This is a genomic window from Massilia sp. 2TAF26 (genome assembly GCF_052115005.1).
Taxonomy (GTDB): Bacteria; Pseudomonadota; Gammaproteobacteria; order Burkholderiales; family Burkholderiaceae_D; genus Telluria.
In genome coordinates this window covers 1-15,911 of sequence record NZ_JBFRFV010000020.1, presented here as the reverse complement: position 1 = coordinate 15,911, position 15,911 = coordinate 1, and the positions used below count along the sequence as shown (strand labels likewise).

Here is a 15,911-nt window from a genome sequence, read left to right as displayed (position 1 = left end):
CTTTCAGTTTACCGAGGGGAGCTTAAACTCCCCTTAAACCATCCTTAGCCAATCCGCACGGGAATAAAGATTTTGTCATCTCCACGCTGGATCAGCAAGGCAACCGACTTGCTGGACTTGCCGACCACGTCACGCACCTGCTCGACGCTGTTGACCGGCTTGCCGTTCACCGACAGCAGCACGTCGCCCGGCTGCACGCCGGCCACCTGGGCCGGACCGCCCGCATCCTCGACCAGCAGGCCGGAAGGAATGCCGGCCTGGCGGCGCTCGGTCGGGTCCAGCGGACGCAGGGCCAGGCCCAGCTTGGCGCCCTTGTCGGTGCTGGCCAGGTTGTCGCGGTTGGCCGGGTCCGGCTTGTCGTTGGCGTTCGCCAGGGTCGCGTTCAGCTGGACGGCGTGGCCGTCGCGCCAGACGTCCAGCGCCAGCTTGTCGCCCGGCTTGGCGACCGCCACGATGGAGCTCAGGTCGCCGCCGCCGACGATAGGCTGGCCGTTGACCTTGCGGATCACGTCGCCCGACTTGAGCCCGGCCTTGTCGGCCGCGCTGCCGCGCTCGACGTTCCGCACCAGCGCGCCGTCCGGCGAGTCCAGCTTGAAGGAATCGGCGAAGTCCTGGCCGACGTCCTGCAGGCCGATGCCCAGCTTCGCATGCTGCACCTTGCCGGTGGCGACGATCTGGTCCTTGATGCGGACCGCGACGTCGATCGGGATCGCAAACGACAGGCCCTGGTAGCCGCCGGTCTGGCTGTAGATCTGCGAGTTGATGCCGACCACCTCGCCGCGCGTGTTGAACAGCGGGCCGCCCGAGTTGCCGGGGTTGACCGCGACGTCGGTCTGGATGAACTGCACGCCGTTGGTATCGATGTTGCGGCCTTTCGCGCTCACCACGCCGGCGGTCACGCTGCTTTCCAGGCCGTAGGGCGAACCGATCGCCAGCACCCATTCGCCGACCTGCAGGTTACGGGTATTGCCGAGCGGGACCACCGGCAGGTTCTTCGCATCGATCTTCAGCACGGCGACGTCGGTCTTCGGGTCCGAGCCCAGGACCTTGGCGCGGTATTCGCGGCGGTCCTGCAGCTTGACCGTGACCTCGTCGGCATCGCGCACCACGTGCGCATTGGTCAGGATGACGCCGTCCGGGCTCACAATGAAGCCCGATCCGGCGCCGTAAACGAGTTCGCGTCCGCCTCCGTTGCCGCCGTGAGGAGGCGTAGGCTGGAAGCGGCGGAAGAATTCAAAGAAAGGATCGTCCTCGTCGAACTGCGGCATCTGGCGCTGGGCCACCTTGGTGGTGCCGACGACGCGCACGTTCACGACGGCCGGGCCGTTGTGGGCGACGATCCTGGTAAAGTCGGGCAGGCCCACTGCCGACGAATTGCCTGCGACAGGCGCCGGTGCGGCCGCCACCGGGGCTGCCTGGTTTTGCGCCAGGGCCGCGGCTTCCGCGGCGGCGGTGGCATTGTTATGGTTGACTGCGACCGCGCCCACCGCTCCGCCAATGACACCGGCCGCGCACAGGGCCAGGGTGAGACGTTTTGCGGTGATGGCGGTGACTGCACCTTCGTTAGCCATTACGTACTCCTGGATTGGAAAAGAGGTTTGTGGAGACTGCTGTTTTGATGCGAGTAGTTTCTCGCAATACCCTTAAATCACTCTTAAGCTTGAGCTTAGGACGGGCTTAAATCGACGGACGTAAAAAGAGGCGCTCGTGGCGCCTCGATTTTTCATGGTGGGCACACCGTGCCCACCTTACGCTTATGCGGCTTGCTGTTGCGGCTGCTCCAGCACTTGCACGTTGTCGGTGTTGCCGTTCGCATCGGCGATCGCGATCTTGCGCGGCTTCAGGGCCTCGGGCACTTCACGCACCAGTTCGATGGTGAGGATGCCATTGTCGAAGGCGGCGCTGACGACCTTCACGTGGTTGGCCAGCTGGAAGCGCTGCTCGAAATCGCGCTGGGCGATACCGCGGTGCAGGTAGTGGCGCTGGACCTCGTCCTTCTGCTTGCGGCCGGTCACGTGCAGGGTGTCGCGTTCGGAGACGATCTCGATCTCGCTGCGGCTGAAGCCGGCGAGCGCCATCACGATGCGGTATTTGTCTTCGCTGACCAGTTCGACGTTGTACGGCGGGTAGCTCGGCGCGGCTTCGGCGCGCTGCTCGAGCATATTGACCAGGCGGTCGAAACCGATGGCGGAACGATACAGGGGGGTCAGGTCAAAAGTACGCATGGCAAGTATCCTTTTCAAGTAAGCGATAAGTTTCCGGACCTCATCGTGAGCATCCGTTGGGACCAATCTAATGCCCACTGCATGCGTTTTCAAGGCATACAAAATATCGTTTTTAATATTGTTTTTCGAATTTTATTTGCATCGATGCGGCTGAGCATCTACCCCTGGCGAGCGATGCTACACTCGGCCATTTGTTGCATTTTTGATTCACCCACGACCGTTTTCTCAGCCATGACCGCACACCATCCGCATCGCCGTTTCAAGACGCTGGCCAGCCGTTCCGCCACCGCGCTTCTCTCTACTGCTGCCCTGGCGCTCACACTCGCCGGCCCGGCCCGCGCCGACGTCCCCGCGCCCGTCGACCAGCCCTATCCCGGCACCATCGTCCTGAACGTCGATGCGACCAATCTGTCGCAACAGATCTTCCGCATGCGCATGAGCATCCCGGTCAAGCCAGGTCCGCTGACCCTGCTGTACCCGCAATGGCTGCCGGCCAACCACGGCCCCAACGGCCCGATCACCCAGCTGGCCGGCCTGAAGTTCACGGCCAACGGCAAGCCGGTCGAATGGACCCGCGATCCGGTGCAGGTGTTCGCCTTCCACCTGAACGTGCCCGAGGGCGCCAGCGTACTGGAAGCCGAGTACCAGTACCTGTCGCCGCTCGACACCTCGCAGGGCCGCATCACCATGACCGACGAGATCCTCGGCGTGCAATGGGTGTCGATGACCCTGTACCCGGCCGGCTACGTGGCGCGCCGCATCACCGTGCAGCCGAACCTGAAGCTGCCCGCCGGCTGGCAGTACGCCACCGCGCTGGAGACCGCGAACCGCCAGGGCGACGAAGTCCACTTCGAGCCGCACGACCTCGAAACCCTGATCGACTCGCCGCTGTTCGCCGGCCGCTACTACAAGCAGTTCGACCTCGATCCGGGCGCCAAGGTGCCGGTGCGCCTGAACGTCTTCGCCGACAATCCGGAAAGCCTGGAAGCCAAGCCGGAACAGATCGAAGCCCACCGCAAGCTGGTGCAGCAGGCCTATAAGCTGTTCCGCTCGCACCACTACAAGCACTACGATTTCCTGTTCGCGCTGTCGGACGAATTCGGCGGCATCGGCCGCGAACACCACCAGTCGAGCGAGAACGGCGTCAAGCCGGGCTACTTCACGGAATGGGCCAAGGGCGAAGCCGGCCGCGACCTGCTGCCGCACGAGTACACCCACTCGTGGGACGGCAAGTTCCGCCGCCCGGCCGGCCAGGACGTCCCCAACTTCAACACCCCGCTGCAGAACGAGCTGCTGTGGGTCTACGAAGGCCAGACCCAGTACTGGGGCAATGTGCTGGGCGCCCGCTCCACCCTGGTGTCGATGGCCGGCGCACGCGATGCGCTGGCGGCCACCGCCGCGCGCTACGACCACGTCGCCGGCCGCGCCTGGCGCGCCATGCAGGACACGGTCAACGACCCGATCCTGAACGCGCGCCGCCCGCTCGGCTGGGCCAACTGGCAGCGCAGCGAGGACTACTATTCGGAAGGCCAGCTGATCTGGCTGGACGTCGACACCCTGATCCGCGAAAAATCGGGCGACAAGAAATCGCTGGACGACTTCGCCCGCCTCTTCTACGGCATCGACGACGGCAGCTTCCTGCCGGCCTTCTATACCTTCGACGACGTGGTGGCGGCCCTGAACAAGGTCGTGCCCTACGACTGGGCCGCCTTCCTGCGCGCACGCGTGGACGGCCACGGTCCGGGCGCCCCGCTGGACGGCCTGGCGCGCGCCGGCTGGAAGCTGGTCTACACCGACACCCCGACCGACACCATCAAGAGCTACGACGACCGCCTGAAAGGCGCGGACCTGAGCTACTCGGTGGGCTTCACCGTGACCTCGGACGGCAGCGTGCGCAACGTGATCTGGGACGGCCCGGGCTTCCGCGCCGGCCTGGCCGCCAACACCAGCATCGTCGCCGTCAACAACCGCGTGTTCAAGCCGGAGCTGCTGAAGAAGGCGATCAAGGAAGCCAAGGACGGCAAGGAGCCGATCCAGCTGCTGGTCAAGAAGGGCAACGTGCTGCGCACGATTTCGCTCGACTACCACGGCGGCCTGCGTTATCCGCGCCTGGAGCGCATCCCGGGCACCAAGGACCGTCTGGAGGGAATCTATTCCGCACTGAAGTAAAAGTAAAAAAGGAGACAGAGATGGACATGATGCCGATTCTGCCGGAAACCGAGGTCGAAGCGACAGCCGCCCTGCACCTGGGGCGCCTGCTGTTCGTGTTCGGCCGCCTGGAGTTGAACCTGGGGCTGGCCCTGGTGCATACGGGACCGGCGGATGAAGTCGGGCGAGCGTCCGCCAGGATCGAGCGTCTGTCCTTCGACGAGAAGCTGCGCGAATGCGAGGCCGAGGTCGCGCGCCGCCATGCCGGCGATGCCGCGCTGCTGGCGCGCTGGCAGCGCTGGTTCGCGGCGGCGCATGGCCTGCGCAAGCTGAGGAAGGCTTTCGCGGAAGGCTGCTGGGGCTTCCGCAACATGCAGCAGGAGATCGTCCATGCCTCCACCCTGCCCTGCAACCCGGAGCAGGACGAGGTCCGCTATACCCTCGCCGGGTTCGCGGCCCGCGTCGTCGAAGCCGAGGACCTGGCCGAGGAGTTCTGCGCGCTGACGGACCTGTACCGGGTCGATCCGGGTCGTCGATCGGTCAGCGGCTGCGAAGGCGACACCGTCTAGGCGCCCATGATCTCCCGCAGCTCGGCGGCGATCTGCCGGGCCAGCAGGTGGATGTGGTAGCCGTCGACGAAACCGTGGTGGGCCTGCACCGAGAACGGCAGCTCCAGGCGGCCGTCCTGGCCGTCGCGGAACCTGCCCCAGGCCAGCGACGGAATGTCCGGCGTGGCCAGGGCGGCCATCGGATGCTGGATCGAGGTGAAGTCCAGCCAGGGCATGCAGGTCACGAAGACCTGGTCCTTGGCGTCGCGCGGGGACATGCCGCGGTACTTCCGGTTCAGCTCCAGCATATTGCCCGCTTCCTCGCGCGCCGCCAGGCCGTTGGCGACGAATTCGCGCACGTCGTCGGACCAGTCGAACTGGGCGAAATTCAGGTCGAAGTGCTGGTTGACCACCGTGAACGAGGGATGCAGGCGCTCGATGCGGATCACCTCGCCCTCATGCACGCGGTAGCGGAAGTTCTCGACCTTCAGGATGGAGCGCAGCACGGCGCACAGCAGCACGTGGAAGGGCGCCAGGCCCTGCTCCTTGCACCAGGGCCGGAAATCCGGCAGGTCCATGCGGAAGCAGATGTTGACCGCCGGGCTCTCCATGTGGTCGAAAAACTCGAAGCGGTCGCGCCGCCGTTCAAACTCTTGCATAGCTATCATGATGATGATGAGTGATCAGATGTAACGCGCGCTCCAGGCCGCGATGATGCCCGCCACATAGGCCGCATCAATCCTGCCCGTCACCAGGTGGTCGATGCCGTCGAGCGAGATGAAGCTCTTCGGATGCTGGGCGATGCCGAAGATGCGGCCGGCATTGTCGACGTCGACGGTCGAATCCTGCGGCGCATGCATCACCATCAGCGCGCGGCCCAGGTTGGCGATCCTTTCATGCAGCTGGTGCCGGCTCGCATCCTCGACGAAATGGCGGCGGATATTGAAATCGCGCCCCGCCAGCTTCACGCGCGCCTCACCGAGCTGCTCGATGGTGTCGACGTGCTCGGACAGCAGCTTGTCGACCACGTAGTGCGGATCGCTGGGCGACGCGATCGTCACCACGGCGGTCGATTCGGGAATGCGGTGGGCGGCCGCCAGCACCGCGGTGCCGCCCAGGCTGTGGCCGATCAGTAGTTTGGGTGCGGCGAATTTCTGGCGCAGGAAATCCGCCGCGGCCACCAGGTCTTCCACGTTGGACGAAAAATTGGTGTCGGCGAATTTGCCATGACTGTTGCCAAGGCCGGCGAAGTCGAAGCGCAGCACGGCCACGCCGAGGTCGGCCAGCCCCTGCGAGATGCGGGTCGCCGCCAGCACGTCCTTGCTGCAGGTGAAGCAGTGGGCGAACAGCCCATAGGCGCGCGGCGTGCCGTCGGGCGCATCGAGCTTGGCCGAGATCTTGCCGTGCGGCCCCTGAAAATCCATACGTTCGGTAAGCATACCTTCCTGTCCTTGCTGAAGATGGCGCCACTGTGCACGGGATTGGCCATGCTTGCAACGCGCCTGAGTATTTGTATATACTTCGTATATGGACTATATATGGAACATACAATGGGCATCGTAAACATCGACGACGAGCTGCACGACCAGATACGCAAGGCCACCTCGGTCTCGTGCCGCTCGATCAATGCGCAGGCAGCATTCTGGATCAAGATCGGCATGCTGTGCGAAATGCACCCGACCCAGAGCTTCAACGAGATCGTGGTGCGGGAGTTGCGCGAAGCGGGAGTCGAGGCCATGGCGCCCAGAATGGCCGTGTCATGACCAAGCGCCCCGAAGAAATCGTCCTGATGGCGGCGGCGGGCAAGCTGCTGGCGGAAGTGTTCGGCCACCTGGACAAGCTGGACCTGATCGGCATGTCGACGATGGAAGTCAACGATCTGGCCGAGCGCTTCATCGTCGAGACGCTCGCGGCGCGCCCGGCCAGCAAGGGCCAGTACGGCTATGCCTACGCCCTGAACTCCTCGCGCAACAACGTGGTGTGCCACGGCGTGCCCTCGGCCGCCGAGATCCTGCAAAGCGGGGATATCGTGAATTTCGATATCACGCTGGAGAAGGACGGCTACATCGCCGATTCCAGCAAGACCTACCTGGTCGGCGAGGTGGCGCCGGCGGCCAGGCGGCTGGTGCAGGTGACGTACGAGGCGATGTGGAAGGGGATCAGGGCCGTGCGTCCGGGCGCCCGCCTCGGCGACGTCGGCCATGCGATCGAGCGCCACGCGCGCCGCAACGGCTACTCGGTGGTCAGGGAATATTGCGGCCACGGGATCGGCCGCGAAATGCATGAGCCGCCCCAGGTGCTGCATTGGGGGAAGCCGCAAACCGGCCTGATGCTGCGCGAAGGCATGGTGTTCACCATCGAGCCGATGCTGAACCAGGGCCGCGACGACGTGTTCACCGAGGACGATGGCTGGACCGTCGTCACGCGCGACGGCAAGCTGTCCGCGCAGTTCGAGCATACGGTGGCCGTGACGCGGCAAGGCGTGCGGGTGCTGACCTTGCGCGCCGGGGAGAAGATGCCCGCATGATCTGGATCGTCACGAAATACCTGGTCACGGCCGCCGTGGTCGTCGCGGTATCGGAATTCGCAAAGCGCAGCGACAAGCTGGGCGCCCTGATTGCCGCCCTGCCGATGGTGACGGTGCTGACCCTGATCTGGCTGCACGTGGAAAAGCAGCCGGCATCGAAGGTCGCCAACCATGCCTGGTACACCTTCTGGTACGTGGTGCCGACCCTGCCCATGTTCCTGGCGTTTCCCGCGCTGCTCGCCAGGCTTGGGTTCTGGCCCACGCTCGCGGTCTGCGTGGTGCTCACGATCGTCTGCTTCGCGCTGTTTGCGATGTTCGTCAGGCGCTTCGGCATCACGCTCATGTAAGCGTGCGAAGTGCGGCGCCGAATGCGGCGTAGAATGCAGCTCATGCATGAAACCACTCTTCCGATCCGCACCCCGCTGACCCGCGACTTCATCCACGGCGCGCTCGACGTCGAGCAGACCGAAGCCGGCATCCTGCCGCACCGCCTGCCCGCCTGGGCGCGCGTGCAATGCCCGGACGCGCAGCTGGCGATGGCGGAATCGCAGCCGTCCGGCGTGCGCCTGGTGTTCCAGACCGCGGCCACCGCGGTGGAGCTGGACGTGCTCGCGACCAAGCGCGTCTACAGCGGCCTGGGCCCGCGCCCGGACGGCATCTTCGACCTGTTCATCGGCGGCCAGCTGGCGCGCCAGGGCAGCGTGCAGGGAGGCCGGATCCTGCACATCGACATGAGCACCGGCGCGACGACCGTCACCGGCGGCGAGGCGCGGACCCTGCTTTTCGGCGGCCTGCCTCCCGGGCAGAAGACGATCGAGATCTGGCTGCCGCACGACGAGATGACCGAGCTGGTGTCGCTGCGTTCCGACGCGCCGCTGGATCCGGTGCCGGCCGTGGGCAGGCGCCGCTGGGTGCATCACGGCAGCTCGATCAGCCAGGGTTCGAATACCACCCACCCTTCCGGCACCTGGCCTGCGGTCGCCGCCGTGCGCACCGGCTTCGACCTGCTGAATCTCGGCTACAGCGGCAATGCCCTGCTGGATCCTTTCGTTGCCCGCGCCATCCGCGAGCTGCCGGCCGACGTCATCAGCCTCAAGATCGGCATCAACCTGGTCAACAAGGACCTGATGCGCCTGCGCGCCTTCGGCCCGGCCATGCACGGCTTCCTCGACACGATACGCGAAGGCCATCCGGACACGCCGCTGCTGGTAGTTTCGCCGATCTTCTGCCCCATCCACGAAACCCTGCCAGGGCCATCGGTGTACGACATGGATGCGCTGGCCGAAGGCCGCCTGCTGTTCAAGGCGGGCGGCAGCGCCGACGAGGGCCGGCAGGGCAAGCTGACCCTCGGCGTCATCCGCGAGCAGCTGCGCGCGATCGTCGGGCAGCGCCGCGCCGGCGATCCGAATCTTCATTACGTCGATGGCCTCGAGCTGTACGGCCCGAACGACAACCTGCGGCTGCCGCTGCCGGACGAACTGCATCCGGATGCGGCCAGCCACCGGCTCATCGGCGAGCGCTTCGCCGGGCTGCTGCGGTCCGCCTCGCTGCGCTAGGCAGCCGCCGGATGATTCATGAAGAAGCGCAGCATTTCCTCGCTGGCGTTGGGGCCCTGGATATCGGTGTAGCTGCCATGCGGGTTGCCGCCCGACCAGACGTGACCGGTACCGTGCACGGTCCATTGCTCAGCCAGCACGCTACCGTTTTTTTTGCGGTGAATCTGGCGAGTGAACTTGCGTCCGCCGCTGCAGCCGGTTTCTTCCACGATCGCGATGTCGGCATGCTTGCCCCGCCTGTGCGCCGGATCGCTGTCGACGGATTGTCGCACCACGCCGTTGCTGTTCTTTCGATTCACCGTGGCGTCGGCATCGCCGTGAAAGACGATCACCGGCGGATTGGCGTGCGGGACGGTCGGCGCCAGCGCGGCCGGATCGTGACCGTCGCGCATGGCCAGCATCGCGCCGATGCCGCTGGTCGCGCTGCCGTGCGCCAGGCCGGAGTGGCAGCCGACCGCGCTGAACAGATCGGGATAAGTGCGTCCCAGGATCACAGCCATCGCGCCCCCCGATGACAGTCCGGCGACCGCGACGCGCCTGGCATCGACCGCATGCTCGACCATGATGCGCCGGGTGAGTCCTGCGATCAGCGCCGGCTCGCCTTCGCCGCGCCGCTGGTGGTCCTGATCGTACCAGTTCCAGCACCTGTTCCAGTGCGCGCTGCAGGACTGCTCGGGATACAGGACCAGGCAACCGTATTCCTCGGCCAGCGTGTTCATGCCCGTGCCGCGGGCGAAGTCGGCGGCGTCCTGCCCACAGCCGTGCAGCATCACGACCAGCGGCATCGGCTCGCTGCGCGCGTCGCTGGGAATAAACAGTCGGTAGCGGAGGGTTTGCCCTTCCTCCTCGTGGTATCCGGACGCGAATTCTCCGGCCGGCGGGGACGGGGCCGCATGACCGTTCCCCGAGAAAATGGCGAACGGTGGCCAAGCGTCGAATACTGTATTGAACATGGGCTGATTCCTGGGTGAGCTGATACGAGTCTCCTGTAGAAATGAAAAGCGGCGGCGAGACTGCGTGGTCATCGACGCCGCGAGGGATGGCCCTGCAAAAGCAGGGCCGGAAAAGGAGGTCAGCGCGGCTTGGCGGGATTCTTGTTGACGGATTCGTGCGCCTGGTTGCCCTGCATATTGCCCTGGGCGCTGACTTTGCCGGCCGGTCCCTCGGCCTCTACGCGGACACCGGCATCGCGTCCGCCGCTTTGCAGATTGCCCTGGAACTGAGCGCCAGCCCTTTCACCGCGCTTGCCTTCCTGCTTGAAAAGGTCGCGAAAGTCTTTCGCGGCTTCTTCTTGCTGGCGCATGCTCTTGCTCGTTTCTTCGACGGCGGCACGCGTCACGTCGTCCGCCAGCGCGCGGGCGGTACGCGACGTCTCCGGCACATGCCGTTCGGAGACTTGGGTCAGGTCGACCTGGGTGGCGGAAGCGATCTGGGAAAGATGCTGCTGGTAGACGCGCAGCGTTTCGGTGGCCGGCTGGGCGCGCGCTGCCGCCAACGACATCGCTTCGGTCGGATGCTCGGTCGTCAGCAAATGCTGGCCGGCCTTGGTGGCTTGCTCGAACAGAGACTGGGTCAGCTGCATGTTCAGTTGGCCGATCTGCTGGAAAGAGCGCGACATGGCCTGGGACAGCTCGTTGAAGAATGCGACCTGGGCATCGATGTGCAAGCGGAGGGCGGGATTGACGGATTGCGGGAATGGATACATGGAGTACCTTTAGAAAAACATACATGGAGTACGGAACATCCCGGATGGGATGGGCCGATGCGCCTGGGGGATTCATGGACAGGGCAGCACAGACTGCCTGGAGGGATCGCGATCCTGAAGACCGCGTGCAGAAGACATACTATGCGCTCTTTTCGACACGTGTGCCGAAAACGTGCAGGAGTATTTTTGTGTATTGGTTGCCGGAAAAAGCAGGCTCCGGGCGCGCCTTCCGGCGACGGTCAGGCAGCGGCGCTTCTAGCTTTCCTGCCTGCCTTCCGTCCCTACGAGTCCCGGTTCGTGCTTTGCATACTCGAGTGCGGCAGACAGCAGATCGTAGCGGTAAGGACCGTACAAGTAGTGGCCGCGCTCGTACACGATGCCATGCGCCGCCATTTGCAGCCGATCTTGCGGCGTCGGTCCGACCCATTGCTTCCAGTGGCGCGGCGTCTGGTCTTCGCGGAAACCGGGTCTGGCCCGGTCCAGCTTTGCGTAGCCGAACGCGTCCTCGAGCCGGTCGTAGCTGTACTCCCGGTAGTGGTACGTCCGTCCGTCGAAGCAGATGCCGACAGCGGCCGCGGCCGGTGGCAGAACAGATGATGAGTCCACGATGTCCTCACAGGAAGTCGTCGCGCACGAAGCTGGCGGGGAAAATAACAATACACCCGCGGCCCTTGCTTCACCTAGCATTTTTGGACTGCCACCGCGGACTTATCCGAACAGGCCGTGCAGGAACCAGCGCGGCTCGGACTCGTCTGCCCCGATCCTTTCCCGGTACACCCAGTACAGAGCGTGATCCTGCCCCTCGGCGATGAAGTAGTCGCGGGTCTCGGGTCCATTCCACCAGCCTGCCTCGATCCGCTCCGGGTTCGAGGCCATGCGCAGCGGCGATCCATAGAAGGGCCGGTGTTCGCGCATCAGCAGCGCGATCGGCTTGGCCAGCAGCCAGGTCGGACGCGGCAGGCTCATCACGTCGGGCGGCATCTGCGCATTGCGCGCGCGGTCGCTGACCTTCTGCTGCACCGGCACCCAGACATTCGCCTGCTCCGGACGGTAATCGGCCATCGGCCGCGCCTGCAGCACGTTGTCCGCGCCCAGGCGCGCCACCAGCAGCTCCAGCATGCGCATGCGGTCTTCCTCGCTGCCGCCCGGCTCCGGGAACAGGGAGTCGCTCAAGGGCGCCATCGGCTGCAGCTGCTTCGCCTCCAGGCCGAGGCCGATCACCGGCGCCTCCAGCACCAGCTTGGCCAGGCGTTCCTTCAGCAGGCGCACCAGATGCTCGTCGCGCCAGGCCGGCTCGGCCAGCGCCACCTCGACGCAGGTCGGCGGCCGCGCTTCCCTGCCCCGCTCGTGTTCGAGCCTGAGCACGATGCGCTCGACCGCCAGCTGGCGCGCGCACAGCCAGCCGGTCAGCTGCAGCAGCAGGCGGCGGGCGCCCGCCAGCAGCAGCTCGGCATCGTCGATGCGGTCGAACAGTTCGATACGCGCGGCAAAGGTTTCGGGGGCGGCGATCCACTCGTACAGTTCCGGACTCAGGCCGTAGGCGGCGTCCAGCAGGTCGAGCAATGCGCGCCCGCAGCGCCGCTGCAGGCCGGGACGCGGCAGGCGCCGCAGCTCGCCCAGGCTGGCGCAGCCGATGCCTTCGAACCAGGCCGCGAAGGGCCGCGCCGGCGGCGCCAGCAGCAGGTCCAGCAGGTCGAGGCGGCGCACCAGGGTCGGCATCTTGAGCGTGCGCCGCATGCTCCTGTGACCGCCGGCGCGCGCCAGCAGCCAGGCGCCGCGCGCGGTCGGGGCGCAGGCGAGCGAGGCCGTGAAGCCCAGCGCGCGCACGTCCGCGCGCACGCGCCGGCACAGTGCGCGCACGCCGCCGAACAGGCGCAGGCTGGCGCCGACGTCCATCAGCAAGGTCCCCTCCTCGGCCTCGGCCACCTGCGGCGTGTACTGCAACATCGCCAGCGCCACCGCATACAGGGCCTCGGCTTCACGCGGCGGCGAGCGCTCGTGGACCCTGGCATCGGGCATCAGCATCAGCACGCCGCCACGGCGCATGCCGGGCTGGACGCCGGCGGCGCGCGCCGTGGCGGACAACGCCAGCACGCGCTCCTGCTCGAGCACGACGCTGCCGGCGTCAGTGCACCAGCTGGGGCTGAAGACCTCGAGCGGCAGCCGGGGCAGGGACAGGCCGATCCACAGGCGCATGACGTTGCGGTTGAGTTTGTACCAGGTGGGAGGAAAGCGGCAGGAACAGCGGCGCATCGCGCTGCGGTCCCCGGCGCTTGACGAAGTCGATCTCGAGGCCGCCGGCCTGGGGCCGCAGCGCCAGGCGCAGCGGCGCGGGCGAGGCGTCCTGCCGGGAGGCCAGCGGGCGCATCATGAAGAACAGGGTCTCGCCGCCCTGCGCCGCCAGGTGCAGGCGGCGCAGGCTGTCGCCGCGCACCTGGCTCTGCCGCTCGAAGCCCGGCCAGAACAGCAGCGCGCCGCAACTGCCGCTGCGCAGCACCTGTTCGGCCGCCCATAGCGCATCGGCCATGCGGCTGGTGCGCAGCCAGATCAGCTGCGAAGGCGGCACGCCCAGCGCGGCCAGGGCCAGCGCCTGCGGCGGATGGGGCGGCTGCAGCAGCACGATGCGGCGCGCCGCCACCTCCGCCAGGGCCGGACGCAGCAGGCGCATCTCGCCGATGCCGGGCTGCTGCAGCAGCAGGTCGACCAGGGCGCCGGCCGGCCAGCCGCCGCCCGGCAGCTGCGCCGACAGGGCCGCGTGGCCGGTATCCACGCAGCGGCTTGAAGAACGCGCCAGCTGCGAGGCGCGCCAGAGCGACGGATGCAAGGATTCCGGCGCTGCTGAGGTGGAATCTGAGCAGTTGATCATAGGGTGATGCGAAGAAATACTGTATGTTTATACAGTACTATTCTCTTCAGGTTTTGGCAAGGTTTATCTTTTGGAACGCGCTGCCGGCTTCAAAAGCCATTGTTGTAAACCAAACCCGCCCACGCGCGACAATCCAAGCGTTTCAGTTTTACTGCATGCGATACTGTGCGAAGAGCTGAACTTCGGCACAGTGACGAATCAGCGACCGCCTGGTCGGATCATCACTATTTCGCTGCTGGCCGGCAGGAATTTCGCGAGTGCTGACTTATGTATTACGGCGAACGCCTCAACAGTGTCACGCATACCATTGGCGCGGTCCTGGCTGCGGCCAGCGGCGCGCTGTTGATCGTGGTGGCGGCGCGTGGCGGCGATCCCTGGAAAATCGCCAGCTTCAGCATCTACGCCGCCATGCTGCTGATCCTGTACCTGACGTCCACCCTATATCACAGCACTCGGGGCGCAGCCAAGAACGTACTGCGAAAGATGGACCATTGCGCCATCTATCTCTTAATCGCAGGCAGCTATACGCCATTCACTTTAGTCACGCTGCGTGGAATCTACGGTTGGTCGATGTTCGGCGTGGTCTGGGGATTGGCTGTATTCGGTATTGTCCAGGAAATCTGGTATGCCAAGGGCGCGCGTATTCTGTCGCTCGTCATCTATTTGATGATGGGCTGGCTTGCTGCGTTTGGCATCATGCCCCTGATTAGAGTCCTGGGCTGGCAGGGCTTTGCCTGGCTGGCAGGTGGAGGCTTGTTTTACACAATCGGCATCGTCTTTTACGCTACCGACCACAAAGTGCGCCATGGCCACGGCATCTGGCACTTGTTCGTCCTCGGCGGCAGCATTTGCCACTACATCGCCGTTTTCTTTTACGTCGCCTGAAACCCGGCCTGCCACGTACTCCGGCGCTCTTCTACTCAGCAGCCTTCCATGTCCTTGACGATCCGTGTGATGCTGATGGCAGGCGGATCGCTTGCCGGAAACGATTCTTCCAGTCCTTCATCCAGCAATTCATTCTTGTGCTTCGGACTTGTTTCATCGACTTCGTGAAACCGGTTCGACGACGCACATCGTGTTTCACCAGCCCGACCCGCATGGAGACGGATATTCGATTTTCCGGCCGGCATTTTGGAGAGCAGCAAGGGCTCGACCACTTCCACATATTCCATCATATGACTCCCACTTTTCCATGCTTCATCGCAGTCGGGTCGTGGCAGGCTGTCTCAGGCGACTTGTTTCGAATCTTGCGCCGGTCGTCGAGGCGGCCGGCTTACCTGCCGTGGATCATCAGAAAAACAATGAAGTAGTTTCACACGCAGGACGATTTTACGCGCCTTATGAATTCACGCACGAATCTCAGCGCGGATACACGAAGCCGGTGCGGATATCGGTCGGCAGCAGGCGCTTGCCATCGCGTACCATCAGGCGCTGGGGCGGCTCGTCGCCGGCCAGCGCACGCCATATCACGGGCAGCCCTTCGCCCTTGCGCAACAGCTCGTCGCTGCGTTCGAATACGTTGAGACAACCCGTGGCGGCCAGCAGCGCCTGCACGATGGTCACCTTCCACAAGTCGACACCGGCAGCATTGAACTGGCATACCAGGTAACCGCCGGTCCCGCCATAGCTGTGCACCAGCAGGCCCGGCAAGCCGTCTTTTTCGCCATCGATCACCAGCGCCAAGGCTTGTGGATCGGCGCCCTGCACGGCAGCGGCGCGCCGCGAGACCGCGGCCTGCACCCGACGCTTGATCATTGCGTGGTCGACCGGCTCGTCCTCGCGCAGGGTCCAGACGCGGGCTGCGATCTGCGACCTGGCGTTGTACGCCGCGCGCGCCAGAAACCGGCGCGACGACGACTGCACGAGCGCCGTGGCGCCGGCCTTGTTGCGTTCCTGGGGCCGCCCCTCGACCTTGGCGATGGCCGAAAGGTAAATCCACGGATCGCCGGACAGCAGGCCTGTTTCCTTGCCTTGTTTGATGGTGATGATGAGCATATGAAGGCTTCGTTTTCAGAAGCCGAATGATACAGCAAGGCTTTGTCGCCCCCAGGCCGGCCAATCAATTGGCGCTGTTCGCGCTAAGTGTTGAATCTGCCGAGCGCCGCTCTCAAAAAGGCGTCTGGACTGGCAATGCGCTGGCCATCCAGCGCCCAGCGCCAGCCGAAGTAGTGGTCCAGGTATCGGCTCGCGACGCCGCGGAAAGGCAGCAGCCAGGTGCGCATCCGGCTGTGATAGGCGTTCACGTTCTGGATGTGCAGCGCACCGCGCTTTCGTTCGCCGGCGCTCGCGTTGATGGCTTCATGCGAAATCCCGACCTCCCGCGCGAATGCCGGGTA

General features: G+C 65.1%; 18 protein-coding genes and 1 pseudogene. 7 read left to right on the top strand and 12 right to left on the bottom strand.

The annotated features are described in order from the left end of the window. Positions 1 to 44: 44 nt before the first annotated feature. A complete protein-coding gene (locus tag AB4Z32_RS19185) occupies positions 45 to 1,571 on the bottom strand; it encodes a Do family serine endopeptidase (RefSeq protein ID WP_442123461.1) in 1,527 nt (508 codons plus the stop codon). Between the two features lie 183 nt (positions 1,572 to 1,754). Beyond that, positions 1,755 to 2,225, bottom strand: a complete 471-nt coding sequence (locus AB4Z32_RS19180; protein WP_442123460.1) for an Hsp20 family protein — start codon at positions 2,223 to 2,225, stop codon at positions 1,755 to 1,757. A gap of 231 nt (positions 2,226 to 2,456) precedes the next feature. Between AB4Z32_RS19180 and AB4Z32_RS19175 the strand changes: the two genes are divergently transcribed. Continuing rightward, on the top strand, positions 2,457 to 4,394 hold the full coding sequence (locus AB4Z32_RS19175) for a M61 family metallopeptidase (protein ID WP_442123459.1): 1,938 nt from the start codon (positions 2,457 to 2,459) through the stop codon (positions 4,392 to 4,394). A gap of 26 nt (positions 4,395 to 4,420) precedes the next feature. Continuing rightward, entirely contained in the window at positions 4,421 to 4,942 is a 522-nt protein-coding gene (locus tag AB4Z32_RS19170) for a hypothetical protein (RefSeq protein WP_442123458.1), read from the top strand. Here the strand turns inward: AB4Z32_RS19170 and AB4Z32_RS19165 are convergent. Beyond that, entirely contained in the window at positions 4,939 to 5,580 is a 642-nt protein-coding gene (locus tag AB4Z32_RS19165) for a CatA-like O-acetyltransferase (protein WP_442123457.1), read from the bottom strand. The genes AB4Z32_RS19170 and AB4Z32_RS19165 overlap by 4 nt on opposite strands. Positions 5,581 to 5,604: 24 nt before the next feature. Next, the gene (locus AB4Z32_RS19160) at positions 5,605 to 6,360 is read right to left on the bottom strand and encodes an alpha/beta hydrolase family protein (RefSeq protein WP_442123456.1); all 756 of its coding nucleotides are present in this window, start codon (positions 6,358 to 6,360) and stop codon (positions 5,605 to 5,607) included. A gap of 111 nt (positions 6,361 to 6,471) precedes the next feature. Between AB4Z32_RS19160 and AB4Z32_RS19155 the strand changes: the two genes are divergently transcribed. Genes AB4Z32_RS19155 through AB4Z32_RS19140 form a run of 4 tightly spaced genes read left to right on the top strand, consistent with a single transcriptional unit; the run spans position 6,472 to position 9,004 of the window. Then, positions 6,472 to 6,684 carry a ParD-like family protein gene (locus AB4Z32_RS19155; protein ID WP_442123455.1) on the top strand — a complete coding sequence of 71 codons (213 nt, stop codon included), beginning with the start codon at positions 6,472 to 6,474 and terminating at the stop codon, positions 6,682 to 6,684. Beyond that, a complete protein-coding gene (map, locus tag AB4Z32_RS19150) occupies positions 6,681 to 7,448 on the top strand; it encodes a type I methionyl aminopeptidase (RefSeq protein WP_442123454.1) in 768 nt (255 codons plus the stop codon). Before AB4Z32_RS19155 ends, map begins: the two co-directional genes overlap by 4 nt. Continuing rightward, positions 7,445 to 7,795: a DUF3147 family protein gene (locus tag AB4Z32_RS19145; RefSeq protein ID WP_442123453.1), complete on the top strand. Its 351-nt coding sequence runs from the start codon at positions 7,445 to 7,447 to the stop codon at positions 7,793 to 7,795. Before map ends, AB4Z32_RS19145 begins: the two co-directional genes overlap by 4 nt. 42 nt (positions 7,796 to 7,837) lie before the next feature. Beyond that, positions 7,838 to 9,004, top strand: a complete 1,167-nt coding sequence (locus AB4Z32_RS19140; protein ID WP_442123452.1) for an SGNH/GDSL hydrolase family protein — start codon at positions 7,838 to 7,840, stop codon at positions 9,002 to 9,004. On the opposite strand, the gene AB4Z32_RS19135 is transcribed toward AB4Z32_RS19140, so the two are convergent. The 5 genes from AB4Z32_RS19135 to imuA all read right to left on the bottom strand — a co-directional run bounded on the left by AB4Z32_RS19135 (position 9,001) and on the right by imuA (position 13,575). Further along, positions 9,001 to 9,957, bottom strand: a complete 957-nt coding sequence (locus AB4Z32_RS19135) for an extracellular catalytic domain type 1 short-chain-length polyhydroxyalkanoate depolymerase (RefSeq protein WP_442123451.1) — start codon at positions 9,955 to 9,957, stop codon at positions 9,001 to 9,003. The two genes, AB4Z32_RS19140 and AB4Z32_RS19135, sit on opposite strands and share 4 nt — an antisense overlap. Positions 9,958 to 10,076: 119 nt before the next feature. Next, positions 10,077 to 10,709 carry a phasin family protein gene (locus AB4Z32_RS19130; protein ID WP_442123450.1) on the bottom strand — a complete coding sequence of 211 codons (633 nt, stop codon included), beginning with the start codon at positions 10,707 to 10,709 and terminating at the stop codon, positions 10,077 to 10,079. Between the two features lie 255 nt (positions 10,710 to 10,964). Further along, positions 10,965 to 11,315, bottom strand: coding sequence for a hypothetical protein (locus tag AB4Z32_RS19125; RefSeq protein WP_442123449.1), 351 nt, complete (start codon positions 11,313 to 11,315; stop codon positions 10,965 to 10,967). Between the two features lie 102 nt (positions 11,316 to 11,417). Then, on the bottom strand, positions 11,418 to 12,905 hold the full coding sequence (locus tag AB4Z32_RS19120) for a Y-family DNA polymerase (protein WP_442123448.1): 1,488 nt from the start codon (positions 12,903 to 12,905) through the stop codon (positions 11,418 to 11,420). After that, complete coding sequence (gene imuA / locus AB4Z32_RS19115) at positions 12,835 to 13,575, bottom strand: translesion DNA synthesis-associated protein ImuA (protein WP_442123447.1); 741 nt, start codon at positions 13,573 to 13,575, stop codon at positions 12,835 to 12,837. The genes AB4Z32_RS19120 and imuA overlap by 71 nt, the downstream gene beginning before the upstream one ends. 267 nt (positions 13,576 to 13,842) lie before the next feature. Between imuA and trhA the strand changes: the two genes are divergently transcribed. After that, entirely contained in the window at positions 13,843 to 14,460 is a 618-nt protein-coding gene (gene trhA / locus AB4Z32_RS19110; RefSeq protein WP_442123446.1) for a PAQR family membrane homeostasis protein TrhA, read from the top strand. A gap of 35 nt (positions 14,461 to 14,495) precedes the next feature. On the opposite strand, the gene AB4Z32_RS19105 is transcribed toward trhA, so the two are convergent. The 3 genes and pseudogenes from AB4Z32_RS19105 to AB4Z32_RS19095 form a co-directional block, all read right to left on the bottom strand. Beyond that, positions 14,496 to 14,750: a hypothetical protein gene (locus tag AB4Z32_RS19105; protein ID WP_442123445.1), complete on the bottom strand. Its 255-nt coding sequence runs from the start codon at positions 14,748 to 14,750 to the stop codon at positions 14,496 to 14,498. 184 nt (positions 14,751 to 14,934) lie between these two features. After that, positions 14,935 to 15,570: an SAM-dependent methyltransferase gene (locus AB4Z32_RS19100; protein WP_442123444.1), complete on the bottom strand. Its 636-nt coding sequence runs from the start codon at positions 15,568 to 15,570 to the stop codon at positions 14,935 to 14,937. Positions 15,571 to 15,653: 83 nt separating this feature from the next. Further along, positions 15,654 to 15,911, bottom strand: a pseudogene (locus tag AB4Z32_RS19095) (hypothetical protein); the annotation flags it as partial.